This is a genomic window from Mesorhizobium sp. M2D.F.Ca.ET.226.01.1.1 (assembly GCF_004022705.2).
In the GTDB taxonomy this organism is placed as follows: domain Bacteria; phylum Pseudomonadota; class Alphaproteobacteria; order Rhizobiales; family Rhizobiaceae; genus Mesorhizobium.
Map to the genome: position 1 here is coordinate 191979 of NZ_RZOY02000012.1, position 16707 is coordinate 208685.

Below are 16707 nucleotides of genomic sequence, written 5' to 3' on the forward strand. Positions count from 1 at the left end.
TTGAGACGCATTTTATCGTTTCAACCCATTGGTAACCGCCTCGTGCCCAGATGCAGAAAGCTTAACCAGAGATGACGTCCGTGAAAGCAGCTCTCCTGTCTTTTGTCATGCTGTCTGCCATCGTGCTCTGCGGCCTGGGCATTTATGCCGCCGACGCAGCGACCAATCATCGGGCCGTCGACGGCTACGGCGTGACGGCCTCGCTGAACTAGGCCTCGACAAAAATCGCAAGCACTCCCGCGCCGGCACCGGGCTGAAGGCGTGTTGATATTCAGGTCAGGCTAGCCTCACCTGAATCTCAGCGCGCGTTAAAGCGCTTTGCCTTGCACGTCGATGATCTGCTTGTCGCCGCCATTGACGGCGAGTGCGCTGAGCGTTCCCGACTTCCAGGCGAGCGTGTCGACATTGACGCGGTTGGCCTTCACCTCGGCTTCCGGGACTGGCGTGTGCCCGTGCACGATCACCTTAGAAAAAAGCTCCTGGTGATCGTGGAAGGCATCGCGGATCCAGATCAGGTCCTGCAGGTTCTGATGGTCGAGCGGCACGCCCGGCCTTATCCCAGCATGGCAGAAGAAGAAATCGCCGAAACTGACCGAGAAAGGCAGTGACCGCAGGAAGTAGACATGGCTGCGCGGCACCGCCTTCACCAGGGCCATGTGCCCTCGCGCGACGGCCTCCGCCTTGCCGAACCAATGCATGTCCCGTGTGAAATCCACGCCATAGGACTGCGCCGTCTGGACGCCGCCATAGTTCATGAAGAGGCCGTCCGGCTCGGCATTGGCGAGAAAATCGAGCATGCCGATGTCATGATTGCCGGCAAGTATGATGTTGCGCGGATCGCGTTTTTGCGCCTCGATCAGGAAATCGATGACGCTCTTCGAATCCGGTCCGCGGTCGACATAGTCGCCGAGATGGATGATGCGCCAGTCGGTGGCCGGCGCATATTCGAGCTCAGTCTCGATGCGCCGGTGCATGGCGGCAAGAAGGTCGTGGCGTCCATGCACGTCGCCAATGGCGTAGAGCCGCATGCCGTCAGGCCCGCGCGCGTCGAGATAGTGGATGCCGGTTTCGGTCAAGGCAGACATGTTCCCAGGAGAAGCCGGGGCAAACCTAGCGCCGATCGATGAACAACGCCCTAGCGAGGCAACCGATCCTTGCCATGTCGGCGTTGAAGTGCTTGCCGCGGCTCTAGCGACGCAACTGCTCCTTGCCCATGTCCGTCACCAGACGCTTGCCGCACAGTGCCAGCGTGACGTCCATTTCCTTGCGGATGATCTCGAGCGCCTTGGTGACGCCTTCCTTGCCCATCGCGCCAAGGCCATAGAGGAAGGGCCGGCCGATATAGGTGCCCTTGGCGCCGAGGCAGAGCGCCTTGAGTACGTCCTGGCCGGAGCGGATGCCGCCATCCATATGCACCTCGATCCTGTCGCCGACCGCATCGGCGATTTCTTCCAGCACCGAGATCGACGAAGCGGCGCCGTCGAGCTGCCGTCCGCCATGGTTGGAGACGACGATCGCGTCCGCTCCGGTCTCGGCCGCCATCAGCGCGTCCTCCTTGTCGAGGATGCCCTTCAGGATCAGCTTGCCGCCCCAGCGCTCCTTGATCCACGCGACGTCCTTCCACGACAGCTGCGGATCGAACTGCTCCGTCGTCCAGGACGACAGCGAAGAGACGTCGCCGACGCCCTTGGCATGGCCGACGATGTTGCGGAAGGTGCGGCGCTTGGTGCCGGCAATCCCCAGGCACCAGCGCGGCTTGAGCGCCAGGTCGACGATGTTGGCGAGCGTCATCTTGGGGGGCGCCGAAAGCCCGTTGCGGATATCCTTGTGGCGCTGTCCCAGGATCTGCAGGTCGAGCGTCAGCACCAGCGCCGAGCATTTCGCCGCCTTGGCGCGGTCGATGAGGTTGAGAACGAAATCCTTGTCGCGCAGCACATAGAGCTGGAACCAGAACGGCTTTTTGGTCGCTGCAGCGACATCCTCGATCGAGCAGATGCTCATCGTCGACAGCGTGAACGGCACGCCGAACGCTTCCGCCGCCTGCGCCGCCAGCATCTCGCCGTCGGCATGCTGCATGCCGGTCAGCCCGGTCGGGGCGAGTGCCACCGGCATCGCCACTTTCTCGCCGATCATGGTCGATTCCAGCGAGCGGTTGCTCATGTCGACCAGCACGCGCTGGCGGAACTTGATCTTGCCGAAATCCTCCTCGTTGGCGCGGTAGGTACTCTCCGTCCAGGCGCCGGAATCGGCATAGTCGAAGAACATCTTCGGCACTCTGCGGCGCGCCAGGTCCTTCAGGTCGGCGATGGTGAGGATTTCGCTCATGATGGGTCCCCGCTAGGAACGTTTGCGTGTGGGTTCGATATCGCCGGCATCCGAGCGTTGCCTGAGGCGCAACCTCGACACCCGCTGCCAGTCGCCGCTGCGCTCGGCTTCCGCCATCGAGCGCTCGACATAGGTGATGTGGTCCATCGCCGCTTTGCGCGCCGCGATCGGATCGCCGGCTTTGATCGCGGCATGGATCGCCCGGTGCTGCGCAAGCAGCGCCTCGCGCGCGCCCGGCACGCCGAACACCAGAAGCCGGTTCTGGAAAACACCCTCCGACAGCAGCCGGTAGCAGGAGCGCAGCGTGTGCAGCAGGATGATGTTGTGCGCGCATTCGCACACCGCGTGATGGAACTCGACGTCGATTTCCGCCTCGTCATCGAAATCGCCGGTGCGGTGCGCCTCGTCCATGCGCGCCATGATGCGGTCGAGCAGCGCCAGATCCTCCGGCGTCGCCCGCCTGGCCGCATATTCGGCCGCCACAGCCTCGATCTCGCGCCGATACTCCAGATAATCCGTCACCGCCTTGCGGTGCGTGGAGATCAGGTCGGTCACCGGCTTGGTGAAAAGCTGGCCGATGACGTCGGCGACATGTGTGCCGCCGCCGGGTCGCGTCGTCAGCAGCCCGCGCCCTTCCAGCGCCTTCAGCGCATCGCGCAGGATCGGCCGCGACACGTCGAACTGGCGCGCCAGCTCGCGCTCGCCGGGCAGCCGGTCGCCGGTGCGCAGCACGCCTTCGAGGATCAGGGTCTCGATCTGCTGCACCACCTCGTCGGCGGTGCGCGAATGCTCGATCCTGGAGAAAATATCGCTCAAGTAAGGCGCCTGGAGAGTGAAACGGACGTGTTTCAGATTAAAGCGTTCGTCGCCAACTGGTCAAATTATTTATCCAATTCGCATGGTCGAGTCACGTCGCCTGCCACGCGCCGCCAACCTCCGTTACCGATATTTGCTGTTTACGCGTCTCGCCGATTGCCGCAAGACAACGGGGTTGCACGAAGGGTCGAAAACAGGGGGACCAGCCGTGTCGGACGAGATGTCCAGTCTCGAATTCCAGCCGCGTGCGCAGGGCAGCGTGATGGGCTTCCCGGCGCATGAAGGGCGGCCTGGCGCGCTGGGCGAGGTCCATGCCCGCCCGCATCCGCTGATCGACAAACCCCGCGTGCTCATCCAGCTTTCCTTCATGACCGAGGGGGGCGCTGCGGTCGACCATGCGGTACTGTCGGAACTGTCGCGGCGGCTGGGTATCGCCGCGCCCGAGCGCAACGCCCGCCACCACGCCATGAAATGGGGCAAGGGCACGCTGCGCTGGGAGAGGCATACCGAGTTCTCGACCTATCTGTGGGAAGGGCCGCTGGCCGAGAACGGACGGGGGCAGGAAGATTCGCCCTTCGGCAACGGCTTCTCGCCGCCGGGCAGGGTGATTTCGGGCATCCGCCTTGAAATCCGCAAATGGACGCAGGCGAGCGAAAGGCTGATCGCCGGCTTCGACCCGACCAGCCTGTGCTATTCGCTGGTCGAGCGGGGTGCTGCCGCCATCATCACCGATTTCCGCCAGGACGGCGACGGCCTGACCCGCATGCTGGTGCTCGATCGCGGCCTGACGCCGGCAAGCACCGGCGCCCTGTCGCAGCGGCTGATCGACATCGAGAATTATCGGACGCTGGCCATGCTTGGCCTGCCGCTGGCGCTGACTTTGTCCGGCCGCGCCCGCCGCATCGAGGATCGCCTGGCGCAGACCACACGGGAAATGAAGGCGGTCGAGACCCGCGACAGCCAGACGTTGCTCGCCGATCTCACCGAGCTTGCGGCCGAGCTGGAGGCCGACGCTGCCTCCAGCCTCTACCGCTTTGGCGCCAGCCGCGCCTATGACGGCATCGTCACCGAAAGGCTGGAAGCGCTCGATGAAGAGCCGGTGCAAGGCTTTGACACCTGGGTGGGGTTCCTGCAGCGGCGCATGGCGCCAGCCATGCGCACCTGCCGCTCGGTCGAGGAGCGCCAGGCCAATTTGTCGCGAAAGCTCACCCGCGCCACCACGCTTTTGCGCACCTGGGTCGATGTCGATGTCGAGAAGCAGAACCGCGACCTGCTGGCTTCGATGAACAACCGCGCCCGGCTGCAGCTGCGCCTGCAGCAGACCGTCGAAGGCCTGTCCGTCGCTGCCGTCTCCTATTATGTCGTCGGCCTCATCGGCTATGTCGCCAAGGGCGCCTCGATCTTCGGCCATGCCTTCGCGCCCGAAGTCGTCACCGCCGCATCGGTGCCGGTCGCCATCCTGCTCGTCTGGTGGGGCGTGCGCCGGGTGCGAAAAATGCATTCCGAGCCGGCGAAGCAACCGGGCGAGTAATCTCTCTCTAGGAGGAGAGCGCCAGCGGCAGATTGCCGCTGCGGAAGCTTGGCAATGCGCTTGCGGCCCGATGCGACCAAAGCAGCGTTTGCAACAAATCCGTCATGCTGGTAAAAGATTTTGACCAGTCAAGCGAGATGCCCGATGTCCGGCCTAGCCATGCCCAAGCCAGATGCCGAGACGCTGCGCCGGCGCGCCGAGATCGTCGCCGACATGCGCATCATCGTGCCGGGCGAGGGCGTCGTCGACACGGCCAATGAAATGCGCGCCTTCGAGAGCGACGGCCTCACCGCTTACCGGCAACTGCCGCTGGTCGTGGTGCTGCCCGAGACTGTCGCCCAGGTCTCCCGCGTCCTGAAATATTGCAACGACCGCAACATCCGCGTCGTGCCGCGCGGCTCCGGCACCTCGCTGTCCGGCGGCGCGCTGCCGCTGGAGGATGCGGTGCTTCTGGTGATGAGCCGCTTCAACCGCATTCTGGCGATCGACTATCCCAATCGCATCGTCGTCGCCCAGCCGGGCGTCACCAATCTCGGCATCACCAACGCCGTCGAGCAGGACGGCTTTTATTACGCCCCCGATCCATCCTCCCAGATCGCCTGCTCGATCGGTGGCAATGTCGCCGAGAATTCCGGTGGCGTGCACTGCCTGAAATACGGCCTCACCGCCAACAATGTGCTGGGCATCGAGATGGTGCTAATGAATGGCGAGGTGATGCGCCTCGGCGGCAGCCATCTCGACCAGGAAGGCTATGACCTGCTTGGCGTCATGACCGGTTCCGAAGGCCTGCTCGGTGTCGTCACCGAGGTGACCGTGCGCATCCTGAAGAAGCCGGAGACGGCGCGCGCGCTACTGATCGGCTTTCCGACCAGCGAAGAGGGCGGCCAATGCGTCGCCGACATCATCGGCGCCGGCATCATTCCAGGCGGCATGGAGATGATGGACCGTCCGGCGATCCACGCGGCCGAGGATTTCGTCCATGCCGGCTATCCGCTCGACGTCGAGGCGCTGCTCATCGTCGAGCTCGACGGGCCGAGCGTGGAGGTCGACCATCTGATCGGCCTCGTCGAGGCGATCGCCTATCGCAACGGCTCGAGCACCTGCCGCATCTCGCAGTCGGAACAGGAGCGGCTGAGCTTCTGGGCCGGCCGCAAGGCAGCATTTCCGGCGGTCGGCCGGATCTCGCCTGACTATTACTGCATGGACGGCACCATCCCGCGCAAGGAACTGCCGCGCGTGCTGGCCGGCATGCGCGATCTGTCGGAGAAATACGGTCTCGGCGTCGCCAATGTCTTCCATGCCGGCGACGGCAATCTGCATCCGCTGATCCTCTACGACGCCAATGTGCCGGGCGAGCTCGACAAGGCCGAAAACTTCGGCGCGGACATACTGCGGCTTTGCGTCGAGGTCGGCGGCGTGCTGACTGGCGAGCACGGCGTCGGCGTCGAGAAACGCGACCTGATGCCGGAAATGTTCAACCAGATCGATCTCGACCAGCAGATGCGCGTCAAATGCGCCTTCGATCCCAACCATCTGCTCAACCCCGGCAAGGTCTTCCCGCAGCTCCGCCGCTGCGCCGAGCTTGGCCGCATGCATGTGCATCGCGGCCAGGTGGCGTTTCCTGACATTCCGAGGTTTTGATGGGGACTCAAACTCGCATGTCGGCGTTCCTTCGCGCCCCCCTCTGTCCTGCCGGAAATCTCCCCCACAAGGGGGGAGATCAGCTGCCATCGCGGCCTTCGCCAATCTCCGCCGTTGCAAGTGAGGCGCGGCCGCGGAAGCTGCCAATCTCCCCCCTAGTGGGGGAGATGTCCGGCAGGACAGAGGGGGGCGCGAAGGAACTCGACGTGGCCTCTTTTGGGGGTGTCGCGCCATCATGACCATCTTCACCCCATCCTCTTCCGCCGAAATCCTCTCCACCACCCAATGGGCGGCGGCCGAGGAATCGCCGCTGGAAATCCTCGGCCACGGCTCCAAACGCGGCATCGGTCGTCCGCTGCAGACCGAGCATACGCTCGACCTGTCCAAGCTCACCGGCGTCACCCTCTACGAGCCGGCCGAACTGGTGCTGTCGGCCCGCGCCGGCACGCCGCTTGCCGAAATCGAACAACTGCTTGCCGAAAACGGCCAGCAATTCGCCTTCGAACCGATGGACTACGGCCCGCTGCTCGGCGGTGAGCCGGGCCAAGGGGGCAAGAACGGCACAATCGGCGGCGTGCTCGCCACGAACCTGTCCGGGCCTCGCCGCCTCAAGGCAGGCGCCGCGCGCGACCACATCCTTGGCGTCGCCGCTGTCTCCGGCCGTGGCGAGGCCTTCAAGTCGGGCGGGCGCGTGGTCAAGAACGTCACCGGCTACGATCTTTCCAAGCTGATGGCAAACAGTTGGGGCACGCTGGCCGTGCTCACCGATGTCACCTTCAAGGTCTTGCCGGCCGCCGAAACGGAAGTGACTTTGGCCGTCCGCGGTCTGCTTGACGAGGCCGCGGTCGCCGCCATGGCGCTGGCGCTGGGCTCCAGCGCCGAAGTCTCGAGCGCGGCGCATCTGCCGGAGCGCATCGCCTTGAAGGTTGCCGGCGGCAAGCACGGCAGCGATGCCGCGACGCTGCTACGCGTCGAGGGGTTTGGCCCCTCGGTCGTCTATCGGGTCGAGGCGCTTAAGCAACTGCTCGGCAAGGCTGGGCCGCTGGAAGAGATCGCCGGCGAGGCGTCGAAAGCCATCTGGCGCGACATTCGCGACTGCCGGCCTTTCGCCGATGGTGGCGCGCAGCCGGTCTGGCGCGTCTCGATGGCGCCGTCCGAGGCGCACCATATGGTGATGGCGCTGCGCATGCAGGCGGCGGTCGACGCATTCTACGACTGGCAGGGCGGCCTGGTGTGGCTCTCCATGCGGGAGGATGATCCGGAGGCTGAGCTGCTGCGCAGGCTGATCCGCAAGCATGGCGGCGGCCATGCGACGCTGGTGCGCGCCTCTGCCCCGCATCGCGCGGCGCTGCCGGTGTTCGAACCGCAGCCGCCGCATCTGGCGGCGCTGTCGGCGCGGCTCAAGGTCGAGTTCGATCCGAAGAATATCCTCAATCCCGGCCGCATGGCGCCGGGCGCCGGCTCTGCTACTCTTGCCTGATCAACGGAGGGAGCAGCACCATGAGCAACACCGATCCAGGACCGAGCAGCGCACCGCGCCAGACCGATCGCTGGCTGGAGCCGGGCCAGACCAACGCGCTGGTCATCTACATTCTCTACCTCGCCAGCCTCGTCATCGGCATCACCGGCATTGTCGGTATCGTGCTCGCCTATATCAACCGCGGCAAGGCCGGCGGCTTCGTCGAAAGCCACTATACGTTCCTGATCAGGACGTTCTGGATCGGCCTTCTCTACGCGCTGATCTCGGTGGTCCTGATGATGCTTGTGATCGGCTTCGTGCTGATGTTGGCCGTCGCAGTCTGGTTTATCGCGCGCTGCATTCTCGGCATCCAGGCGCTGCAGCGCGGCGAGCCCGTCAAGAACCCGCAAAGCTGGCTTCTGGGACAGTAAGGATTTTTGCGTGCAGACCAATTTTTCCCTTGCCCAACTTGCCGACCCGCATGTCGCGGAATCGGAAAAGATCCTGCGCAAATGCGTGCATTGCGGCTTCTGCACCGCCACCTGCCCAACCTATGTGACTTTGGGCAATGAACTCGATTCGCCGCGCGGCCGCATTTACCTCATCAAGGACATGCTGGAGAACGGCCGGCCGGCCGACAAGGAGATCGTCACCCATATCGACCGCTGCCTGTCCTGCCTGGCCTGCATGACGACATGCCCCTCGGGCGTGAATTACATGCATCTGGTCGACCATGCCCGCGCCCATATCCAGGAGACCTATAAGCGCCCGCTGCTCGACCGGCTGACGCGCGCCATGCTGGCTGCCGTGCTGCCTTATCCCAGCCGCTTCCGTGCCGCGCTGAAACTGGCAGGGCTCGGCCGGCCGTTTATCGGCCTGTTCGAAAAACTGCCGGCGCTGAAGCCGGTCGCCGCCATGCTGAAGCTCGCGCCGTCGTCGCTCCCATCGGCATCGCCGATGGCGAAGCCGGGCACGCATGCCGGGCAGGGAACCAAAAAACGCGGCCGCGTCGCGATCCTCACCGGCTGCGCGCAATCGGTGCTCGATCCGGCCATCAACGACACCACCATCTCGCTGCTTACGAGGCTCGGCGTCGAAGTGGTGGTGCCGGAAGACGAGGGCTGCTGCGGCGCGCTTGTCCACCACATGGGCCGCGAAGCGGCGGCGCTCGCCTCGGCAAGACAGAACATCGACGCCTGGACGCGAGCCATCGACCAGGGCGGGCTTGACGCGATCATTGTCACCGCATCCGGCTGCGGCACCACGATCAAGGATTACGGCTTCATGCTGCGCCTCGATCCGGCCTATGCCGAAAAGGCCGCCCGCGTCTCGGCGCTGGCCAAGGACATCACCGAATATCTGGCCGCCCTCGACCTGCCCGAGCCGTTGCGCAAGCCAGGCACGATCGTCGCCTATCACTCCGCCTGCTCGATGCAGCATGGCCAGAAGATCACGCGCCAGCCGAAGGAGCTTCTCGCCAAGGCGGGCTTTGTCGTGCGCGAGCCGCGTGAAGGTCATCTCTGCTGCGGCTCGGCCGGCACCTACAACATCCTGCAGTCCGAGATTTCGGCCAAGCTGCGCGACCGCAAGGTAAAAAATATCGAAGCGACGGGTGCAGAAATCGTGGCGACCGGCAATATCGGCTGCATCACCCAGATCGCGTCCGCCGCCAAGCTGCCGGTGGTGCACACGATAAAACTGCTCGACTGGGCTTATGGCGGCCCCAAGCCGGGAGGCGTCTCCGACGTAGCGATGGTTGCCGCCGAGTAGTCGAAACTACTCCGCCGCGAGCTGATCCGCCACGCCATAGGTCGCACGATAAAGCGCGCGCTGGCGGTTGAGCGCCACCATCGTGTTGCGCAAGAGGATCGCGACCGTGAGCGGGCCGACGCCGCCCGGCACTGGCGTGATCCAGGACGCCACTTCCTTGACGCTGTCGGTGTCGACATCGCCGACGATGCGGGTTTCACCGTCGGGCCCCACCTCGGAATTGATGCCGATGTCGATGACGCAGGCCCCTGGCTTCACCATGTCGGCCTTGATCAGCCTGGGCTTGCCGACGGCGACGAACAGCGCATCCGCGCGCCGCGCATGCGCGGCCAGCGAGCGCGTCATGTGGTGGCAGACGGTGACCGTCGCCCCTTCGCTCATCAAAAGGAAGGCGATCGGCTTGCCGACGATCTCGGAATGGCCGACGACCACAACCTCCAGCCCCTTCAACTCGAGGCCGGTCTCCTTCAGCAGCTCGACCGAGGCAGCCGCCGTGCAGGGCGCCAGATCGAGCTGGTTGTAGACGATGTTGCCGATCGAGGCCGGGTGCATGCCCTCGACATCCTTCAGCGGATGCACCGCCGCCTGCAAGGTCTTGATCGGGATATGCGCCGGCACCGGCCGCTGGATGATGATGCCAGTGACGCGCGGATCGGCGTTGAGGCCGTGGATCGCGGCTTCAAGTTCGCCGGCGGTGATGTCGGCGGCGAAGCGACGCTCCTCAAAGCCGATGCCTGCAAGGGCGGCCTTAGCGCGCTGATTGCGCACATAGACATCGACCGCGGCGGTATCGCCGACGGTGATCGAGACCAGCTTCGGCGGAAAGCCTTCGGCTGCTGCGATTGCGGCGTCCTCGCGCACGGAGGCGATGATGCGCTGGGCGACCGGGCCGCCTTTCAGATAGCGGCTGTCATCGGTCCGGGTCATGGCTGGCACCTCTGCCTTCTGGAGCAATTCGAGGGCAAGCCCCGAAGCGGCCGCCCGTTCGCAATTGCATAACTGCCGAAATTTGTGCACTGCAATAGCAGAGGAGCGCCGGGAAATCAGCCCCGAATGCGAAACAGCCTGCTTTCGGTACGACCTGCCGCGCCGGGCGTCATAAAGAAAACGCAAAAACGAAAAAAGGCAGCGCGGTTTCCCTGCGCTGCCTTTTCGTGACCGGCCGTATCCCCACACGGCCCGTCCCCCGTAAACTCTTCACCGGTTAAAGCACATCCCGCAGGATCGCACTATGACTTGTCGGCAACAGCATGGGCTAAAAAGTGCTGCGCAGCCTAACCGGCTGATTCGCTGCGACTATATCACCTCGACCGTGGTTCCGACATTCACGCGCTCGTAAAGGTCGACGACGTCTTCGTTGCGCATGCGGATGCAGCCGGAAGACACCGCGCCACCAATCGTCCAGGGCTGGTTGGTGCCGTGGATACGGTATTCGGTGGTGCCGAGATAGAGCGCGCGCGCGCCGAGCGGGTTTTCGATGCCGCCCGCAAGATAGGTCGGCAGGTAGCGGCCCTTGGCCGCCTCGCGCTTGATCATCACCGCCGGCGGGCGCCAGTCAGGCCAAACCTTCTTGTCGGTGATCTTGTGCGTGCCCGACCATTCGAAGCCGGGCTTGCCGGTGCCGACGCCGTAACGCCGCGCCTTGCCGTTCTTCTCGACCAGATAGAGAAAATTCTGGTGAGTATCGATGACAATGGTGCCCGGCTTCTGCGGGCCGTCATAGGCGACTTCCTGGGGGAGGTAGATCGGGTTGATCTGTGGGCGCATCGCCACGCGCCTGGCCGGCTGCTGCACGGCCGCCGTGCGCTGCCGGTCGGGCTGCGCCTGGAAAAGGCGCTGCAGCGGCTGCTGCGTCGCCTGCCGGGTCGGCCGCACGATGCCCGGCGCACGGCCAAGCTGCAGCACCCAGGGTGCCGAAAGGTCGGGGCTTACCGTCACCGGCGGCATGTCGGCATAGCGGTCATTGGCAAGGGAGGTGGTGGCACCGGCGGCAAGGATCGCCGCAGCACCAAGCAGGGAACAAAACGCTGTCTTCATCGGAACGCACCTTGATCGTCGAACTCGTGCCGAGGCGGGAAGGCGCTCTCAGGCTTCGCGATCCTTGGCGCGGAGCGGCAAGCAAAACATGAATCGGAATGCGTAAAATGCCGCTTTGTCAGTAAACCTTTTGGTGTGGTTACCGGCCGGTTCAGGAATCTGGTAAAGCCACGGTAAACCAAGTGCGGAAGCGCATTAACGAATGGATCTGCTAGTTATGGCAACTGAAAATGCCGGCATTCTCGATGGCCCCGACGGCAAGGCGCGCTGTTTCTGGCACGGCAACTTGCCCGACTATCTTCACTATCACGACCATGAATGGGGCCGGCCGGTGACCGATGATCGACGGCTGTTCGAAAAGATCTGTCTGGAAGGGTTCCAGTCGGGTCTGTCATGGCTGACCATCCTGCGCAAGCGCGAGAATTTCCGCGAGGCCTTCGCCGGTTTCGACTTCAACAAGGTGGCGGCGTTCACCGAGAAGGATGTCGAGCGCCTGCTCGGCAATGCCGGCATCATCCGCCATCGCGGCAAGATCGTCTCGACCATCAACAACGCCAAACGCGCCCGCGAAATGGCCGATGAGTTCGGCTCTTTGGCGGCCTGGTTCTGGAAGTTCGAACCGGGCCCGGACGAGCGTCCGGAAATCGTCGACCTCGCGCATCTGCGCGCCAATCCGACGACGGCGGTGTCGGTTAGGATATCGAAGGAATTGAAGAAGCGCGGCTGGAGCTTTGTCGGCCCGACGACGGTCTATGCCTTCATGCAGGCGATGGGACTGGTCAACGATCACCTTGAAGGCTGCTACTGCCGCGCCGAGGTCGAGAAAGAGCGCAAGAAGCTGATGCGACCGAAGTAGCGCATTCCCTTCCTTCTCCCCGTTCAACGGGGAGAAGGTGCCCGAAGGGCGGATGAGGGGCAGCGCCGGCCTTCGAGATTTCTCGGTAGACCTCAGCTCAAACGCTGCTGGCGCCGGCCAGGAACAGTCCGGCCAGGATCGCCGCCACCGCGGCGAAAGCCGGATAGATCACCAAAAGCCCGGTCACCAGCGCGTCGCGCGCGCTCGGCTTGGTGGCCGCAACCTCGAACGGCCCGGCCGGCTGCTGCGACGGCTTGAGCGCCGGAACCCCGGCAGGCCTCAGCCTTGCGGTCTCGTTCTCGATGATGTCTTCAGCCGTCGTCATGGCCCCGAACCCCTTGTTTCGGCGCGCTTTATGGTCGCCGATTGTGTCGGCAGCATGCCGCGCTGGTGTCGAATTGTTTCGTTTTTCGCGTGGTTTTGTTTCAGCTCCTTCCTTCTCCACTTGTCGGAGAAGGTGGCCGCGCAGCGGCCGGATGAGGCGTGTTCCAGGTAACGCCGATGTCTCACTCCGCTGGAACAGCCCTCATCCGTCTCGGCGCTGCGCGCCGATCCACCTTCTCCCGCAAGGGGAGAAGGAGAGGCGCCCACCCTTGCCGCACCAAGCGGCATCGGTTAGGACACGCGCGCCTTGGAAATAGGAAGTTTCCTATCTATGGCGAGCCACGAAACATTGAGTACCGATCCCATGGCCGACAAATCCGAAAAGACGAAAGCGCGGTTGCCGCGCGGTTTTGCCGACCGCAGCGCCGAAGACATCCGCGCCGTCGAGAAGATGATGGCGACCATTCGCTCGGTCTATGAGCTCTACGGTTTCGAGCCGGTCGACCAGCCGATGATCGAATACACCGACGCTCTGGGCAAATTCCTGCCCGACCAGGACCGGCCGAACGAAGGCGTGTTCTCCTTCCAGGACGACGACGACCAGTGGCTGTCGCTGCGCTATGATCTCACCGCACCGACGGCGCGTTTCGTCGCCGAAAATTTCGACAAGCTGCCGAAGCCTTACCGCAGCTATCGCTCCGGCTGGGTGTTCCGCAACGAGAAGCCCGGCCCCGGCCGCTTCCGCCAGTTCATGCAGTTCGATGCCGACACCATCGGCACGCCGGGCGTCGCCGCCGACGCCGAGATGGCGATGATGATGGCCGACGTCATGGAAGCGCTCGGCATCAAGCGCGGCGACTATGTCATCCGCGTCAACAACCGCAAGGTGCTCGACGGCGTGCTGGAGGCGATCGGCCTCGGCGGCGAGGAAAATGCCGGACGCCGGCTGACGGTGCTCAGGGCCATCGACAAGCTCGACAAGTTCGCACTCGAGGACATTCAACTTTTGCTTGGAAAGGGCCGCTGGGACGGCGGAAAGGAAGGCGAGGGAGATTTCACCAAAGGCGCAGGTCTTTCCGACAGTCAGATATCGCTGTTGTTAAACATCACTGGTTGGAAGGCCCAGGGATCGGGCAGCAGCGGGGTTGCTAACGGCCTTACTGTCGACAATCTGCGTCGCGGCTTCGAGCAGACCCCTCTGGTGATGCAGGGTTGCGACGAGCTTGATCAGATACAACTGCTCTGTGCAGCCGCTGGGTACGACGAGACTAAGATATTGATCGACCCCTCCGTCGTGCGCGGCCTCGAATATTACACCGGCCCGGTCTTCGAGGCCGAGCTGCTGGCCGAGATTCCCAACGACGAAGGCCAGATCGTGCGCTTCGGCTCGGTCGGCGGCGGCGGCCGCTATGACGGGCTGGTGTCGCGCTTCCGTGGCGAGCCGGTGCCGGCGACCGGCTTCTCCATCGGCGTCTCGCGGCTGATGACGGCGCTGAAGAACCTCGGCAAGCTCGACACCTCCGATGTCGTCGCGCCGGTCGTTGTGCTGGTCATGGACAAGGACACCGAAAGCCTCGGCCGCTACCAGAAGATGGTTGCCGACCTTCGCGCCGCCGGCATCCGCTCCGAGATGTATCTTGGCGGCGCCGGCATGAAGGCGCAGCTGAAATACGCCGACCGCCGCGGCAGCCCGGTCGCCGTCATCCAGGGCGGCGACGAGCGCGCCAAGGGCGAGGTGCAGATCAAGGACCTCATCGAAGGCTCGCGCCTTTCGGCCAAGATCACCGACAACGCCGAATGGCGCGCGGCAAGGCCGGCGCAGGTGACTGTGGCGGAGAGCGAGCTGGTGGCTGAGGTGAAGAAGATACTCGCGGCGCAGGCAGCTGACCGCATAAAGGGTGGCGCTTGAGCCCCCCTCTCTGGCCTGCCGGCCATCTCCCCCTCAAGGGGGGAGATCAGATGTCGCGCATACCTTCGCCAATTTTCAACGTTGCAGGAGGAGGCGCGGCGCTCGAACTGCAAATCTCCCCCCTTGAGGGGGAGATGTCCGGCAGGACAGAGAGGGGGGCCTCGCGCCCAAACTATCAATGACCTCCCGCCCCGCCATCGCCGCCGACATCGCAAAACTCTTCGCCACCCGCGACACCCACGCGGTCGAAGTCGCCGTGCTGCAGCCGGCCGATCCGTTCCTCGACATGGCCGGCGAGGACCTGCGCCGCCGCATCTTCCTGACCGAGAGCGAGACCGGCAAGACGCTGTGCCTGCGGCCCGAATTCACAATCCCCGTCTGCCTCGACCACATTGCCAGCCAGGCCGGCACGCCGCGCCGCTATTCCTATCTGGGCGAAGTGTTCCGCCAGCGCCGCGAGGGCGGCAACGAGTTCTTCCAGGCCGGCATCGAGGATCTCGGCGATCGCGACACCGCCGCCGCCGATGCACGCTCGCTGGCTGACGCGCATGCGCTGCTGTCGCTGGTGCTGCCCGGAAAGCCGCTCGCCATCACGCTTGGCGACCAGACCCTGTTCGAGGCGGTGCTGGCGGCGTTGGGCCTGCCGCGCGGCTGGCGCATGCGGCTGGCGCGTGCCTTCGGCTCGGCACCGCTGCTGGAAGCGGCCCTGGCCGATCTCGCCAATCCGCCGCGCAACAGCCAGCTGTCCGGTCCCGTCGCCTTGCTGGTGCTCGACGGTGATGCGGAAGGCCTCGCCGCGCACATTGCCGAAGGCATGGAGGAAGCGGGGCTGTCGGCTTCCGGCGGCCGCGCGCCGGCCGACATTGCGCGCCGGCTGATCGAGAAAGCGCAGCTGCGTAGCGTGCGCCTGTCCGACGACGCCTTCTCGGCGCTGAAGGGCTTTCTCGAAATCGATGTCGCGCTCAGCGGCGCGACCGCGGCGCTTGAAAAATTCGCCGCCGATGCCGGCCTGTCGCTGGGGCCGGCGCTGGAGAATTTCGCCGCGCGAGCCAAAGCGATCGAGGCGCACGGCTTGCCGATGGCAGACATCCGTTACGACGCCGCCTTCGGCCGCCCGCTCGACTATTATACTGGCCTCGTCTTTGAGATCGCTGTCCAGGGTGGCGATCGCCCGCTGGTCGGCGGCGGCCGCTACGATCGGCTGCTGACGCTGCTCGGAGCAAAAAAGCCGATCCCTGGCGTCGGCTTCTCGGTCTGGCTCGACCGCATCGAGGCTTTGCGGGAGAACGCCAAATGATCACGCTGGCGATCCCGTCGAAAGGCCGTCTCAAGGAACAGTCTCTCGAAGTGCTGGCCAACGCCGGCCTGGCGGTTACCTTGCCGCAGGACGACCGCAAATACCGCGCCCGCATCGACGGGCTCGACAATGTCGAGGTGGCCTTCCTGTCCGCGTCCGAGATCGCCGGCGAGATCGGCCAGGGCGCGGTCGATCTCGGCATCACCGGCGAGGACCTGCTGCGCGAGAACCTCGCCGACTGGGAAGCGCGCGCCGAGATCGTCGCCCGCCTTGGCTTCGGCCATGCCGACGTCGTCGTCGCGGTGCCCGACGTCTGGCTCGATGTCGATACCATGGCCGACTTGGACGATGTCGCCGCCGATTTCCGCCAGCGCCACGGCCGGCGCTTGCGGATCGCCACCAAATACTGGCGGCTGACGCAGCAGTTCTTTTCGCTCAAGCACGGCATCCAGGTCTACCGCATCGTCGAAAGCCTCGGCGCCACCGAAGGCGCTCCGGCGGCTGGCCTCGCCGATGTCATCGTCGACATCACCACCACCGGCTCGACGCTGCGCGCCAACCACCTGAAGGTGCTGGGCGATGGCACGATCCTGAAATCGCAGGCCTGTCTTGTCGCTTCAAAGAAGCAGCGTGATGCGGCGGATGAGGCACAGTTACGCGATATCGCAGCCAAAATGGGCGCTTTGGTCGCCTAGCCCTCCCTACCTTCGGCGGGTTTCCACCGCCTTTGCGGGCTGATAGG

16 protein-coding genes are annotated in these 16707 nt (G+C 64.5%); 10 read left to right on the plus strand and 6 right to left on the minus strand.

Features of this window, described 5'->3' with window-relative positions; translation table 11 throughout:
* Positions 1-80: 80 nt before the first annotated feature.
* On the plus strand, positions 81-212 hold the full coding sequence (locus EN869_RS35565) for a hypothetical protein (protein WP_263481599.1): 132 nt from the start codon (positions 81-83) through the stop codon (positions 210-212).
* A 96-nt stretch (positions 213-308) separates the two neighbouring features.
* Here EN869_RS35565 and EN869_RS26180 read toward each other — a convergent pair whose 3' ends face one another.
* The 3 genes from EN869_RS26180 to EN869_RS26190 form a co-directional block, all read right to left on the minus strand.
* The gene (locus EN869_RS26180) at positions 309-1076 is read right to left on the minus strand and encodes a metallophosphoesterase family protein (RefSeq protein WP_127230638.1); all 768 of its coding nucleotides are present in this window, start codon (positions 1074-1076) and stop codon (positions 309-311) included.
* A 112-nt stretch (positions 1077-1188) separates the two neighbouring features.
* Positions 1189-2325, minus strand: coding sequence for an alpha-hydroxy acid oxidase (locus EN869_RS26185; protein ID WP_127230639.1), 1137 nt, complete (start codon positions 2323-2325; stop codon positions 1189-1191).
* Between the two features lie 12 nt (positions 2326-2337).
* Entirely contained in the window at positions 2338-3141 is an 804-nt protein-coding gene (locus EN869_RS26190) for an FCD domain-containing protein (RefSeq protein ID WP_127230640.1), read from the minus strand.
* A gap of 208 nt (positions 3142-3349) precedes the next feature.
* Between EN869_RS26190 and EN869_RS26195 the strand changes: the two genes are divergently transcribed.
* The 5 genes from EN869_RS26195 (at position 3350) to glcF (ending at position 9542) form a co-directional block, all read left to right on the plus strand.
* Positions 3350-4672, plus strand: coding sequence for a DUF3422 family protein (locus EN869_RS26195; RefSeq protein ID WP_127230641.1), 1323 nt, complete (start codon positions 3350-3352; stop codon positions 4670-4672).
* A gap of 144 nt (positions 4673-4816) precedes the next feature.
* A complete protein-coding gene (locus EN869_RS26200) occupies positions 4817-6313 on the plus strand; it encodes an FAD-linked oxidase C-terminal domain-containing protein (protein WP_127230642.1) in 1497 nt (498 codons plus the stop codon).
* A gap of 235 nt (positions 6314-6548) precedes the next feature.
* Positions 6549-7793 (plus strand): FAD-binding protein, encoded by a 1245-nt coding sequence (locus EN869_RS26210; protein ID WP_127230644.1) that lies wholly within the window; start codon positions 6549-6551, stop codon positions 7791-7793.
* A 20-nt stretch (positions 7794-7813) separates the two neighbouring features.
* Positions 7814-8203: a DUF4870 domain-containing protein gene (locus EN869_RS26215; protein ID WP_127230645.1), complete on the plus strand. Its 390-nt coding sequence runs from the start codon at positions 7814-7816 to the stop codon at positions 8201-8203.
* A gap of 10 nt (positions 8204-8213) precedes the next feature.
* A complete protein-coding gene (glcF, locus tag EN869_RS26220; protein ID WP_127230646.1) occupies positions 8214-9542 on the plus strand; it encodes a glycolate oxidase subunit GlcF in 1329 nt (442 codons plus the stop codon).
* Positions 9543-9548: 6 nt separating this feature from the next.
* Here the strand turns inward: glcF and EN869_RS26225 are convergent, their stop codons facing one another.
* Both EN869_RS26225 and EN869_RS26230 read right to left on the minus strand, forming a co-directional pair.
* Positions 9549-10469, minus strand: a complete 921-nt coding sequence (locus EN869_RS26225; protein WP_127230647.1) for a bifunctional 5,10-methylenetetrahydrofolate dehydrogenase/5,10-methenyltetrahydrofolate cyclohydrolase — start codon at positions 10467-10469, stop codon at positions 9549-9551.
* A gap of 369 nt (positions 10470-10838) precedes the next feature.
* Positions 10839-11579, minus strand: a complete 741-nt coding sequence (locus tag EN869_RS26230; protein ID WP_127230648.1) for a L,D-transpeptidase — start codon at positions 11577-11579, stop codon at positions 10839-10841.
* 217 nt (positions 11580-11796) lie between these two features.
* On the opposite strand from EN869_RS26230, the gene EN869_RS26235 reads away from it, so the two are divergent.
* On the plus strand, positions 11797-12435 hold the full coding sequence (locus tag EN869_RS26235) for a DNA-3-methyladenine glycosylase I (protein WP_127230667.1): 639 nt from the start codon (positions 11797-11799) through the stop codon (positions 12433-12435).
* A 97-nt stretch (positions 12436-12532) separates the two neighbouring features.
* Here EN869_RS26235 and EN869_RS26240 read toward each other — a convergent pair whose 3' ends face one another.
* A complete protein-coding gene (locus tag EN869_RS26240; protein ID WP_127230649.1) occupies positions 12533-12760 on the minus strand; it encodes a hypothetical protein in 228 nt (75 codons plus the stop codon).
* Between the two features lie 363 nt (positions 12761-13123).
* Here EN869_RS26240 and hisS point away from each other — a divergent pair, with 363 nt between their 5' ends.
* The 3 genes from hisS (at position 13124) to hisG (ending at position 16660) form a co-directional block, all read left to right on the plus strand.
* The gene (hisS, locus tag EN869_RS26245) at positions 13124-14668 is read left to right on the plus strand and encodes a histidine--tRNA ligase (RefSeq protein WP_127230650.1); all 1545 of its coding nucleotides are present in this window, start codon (positions 13124-13126) and stop codon (positions 14666-14668) included.
* Between the two features lie 178 nt (positions 14669-14846).
* Positions 14847-15965: an ATP phosphoribosyltransferase regulatory subunit gene (locus EN869_RS26255; RefSeq protein ID WP_127230652.1), complete on the plus strand. Its 1119-nt coding sequence runs from the start codon at positions 14847-14849 to the stop codon at positions 15963-15965.
* Positions 15962-16660: an ATP phosphoribosyltransferase gene (gene hisG / locus EN869_RS26260; RefSeq protein WP_127230653.1), complete on the plus strand. Its 699-nt coding sequence runs from the start codon at positions 15962-15964 to the stop codon at positions 16658-16660. The genes EN869_RS26255 and hisG overlap by 4 nt, the downstream gene beginning before the upstream one ends.
* The last annotated feature ends 47 nt before the right edge of the window (positions 16661-16707 follow it).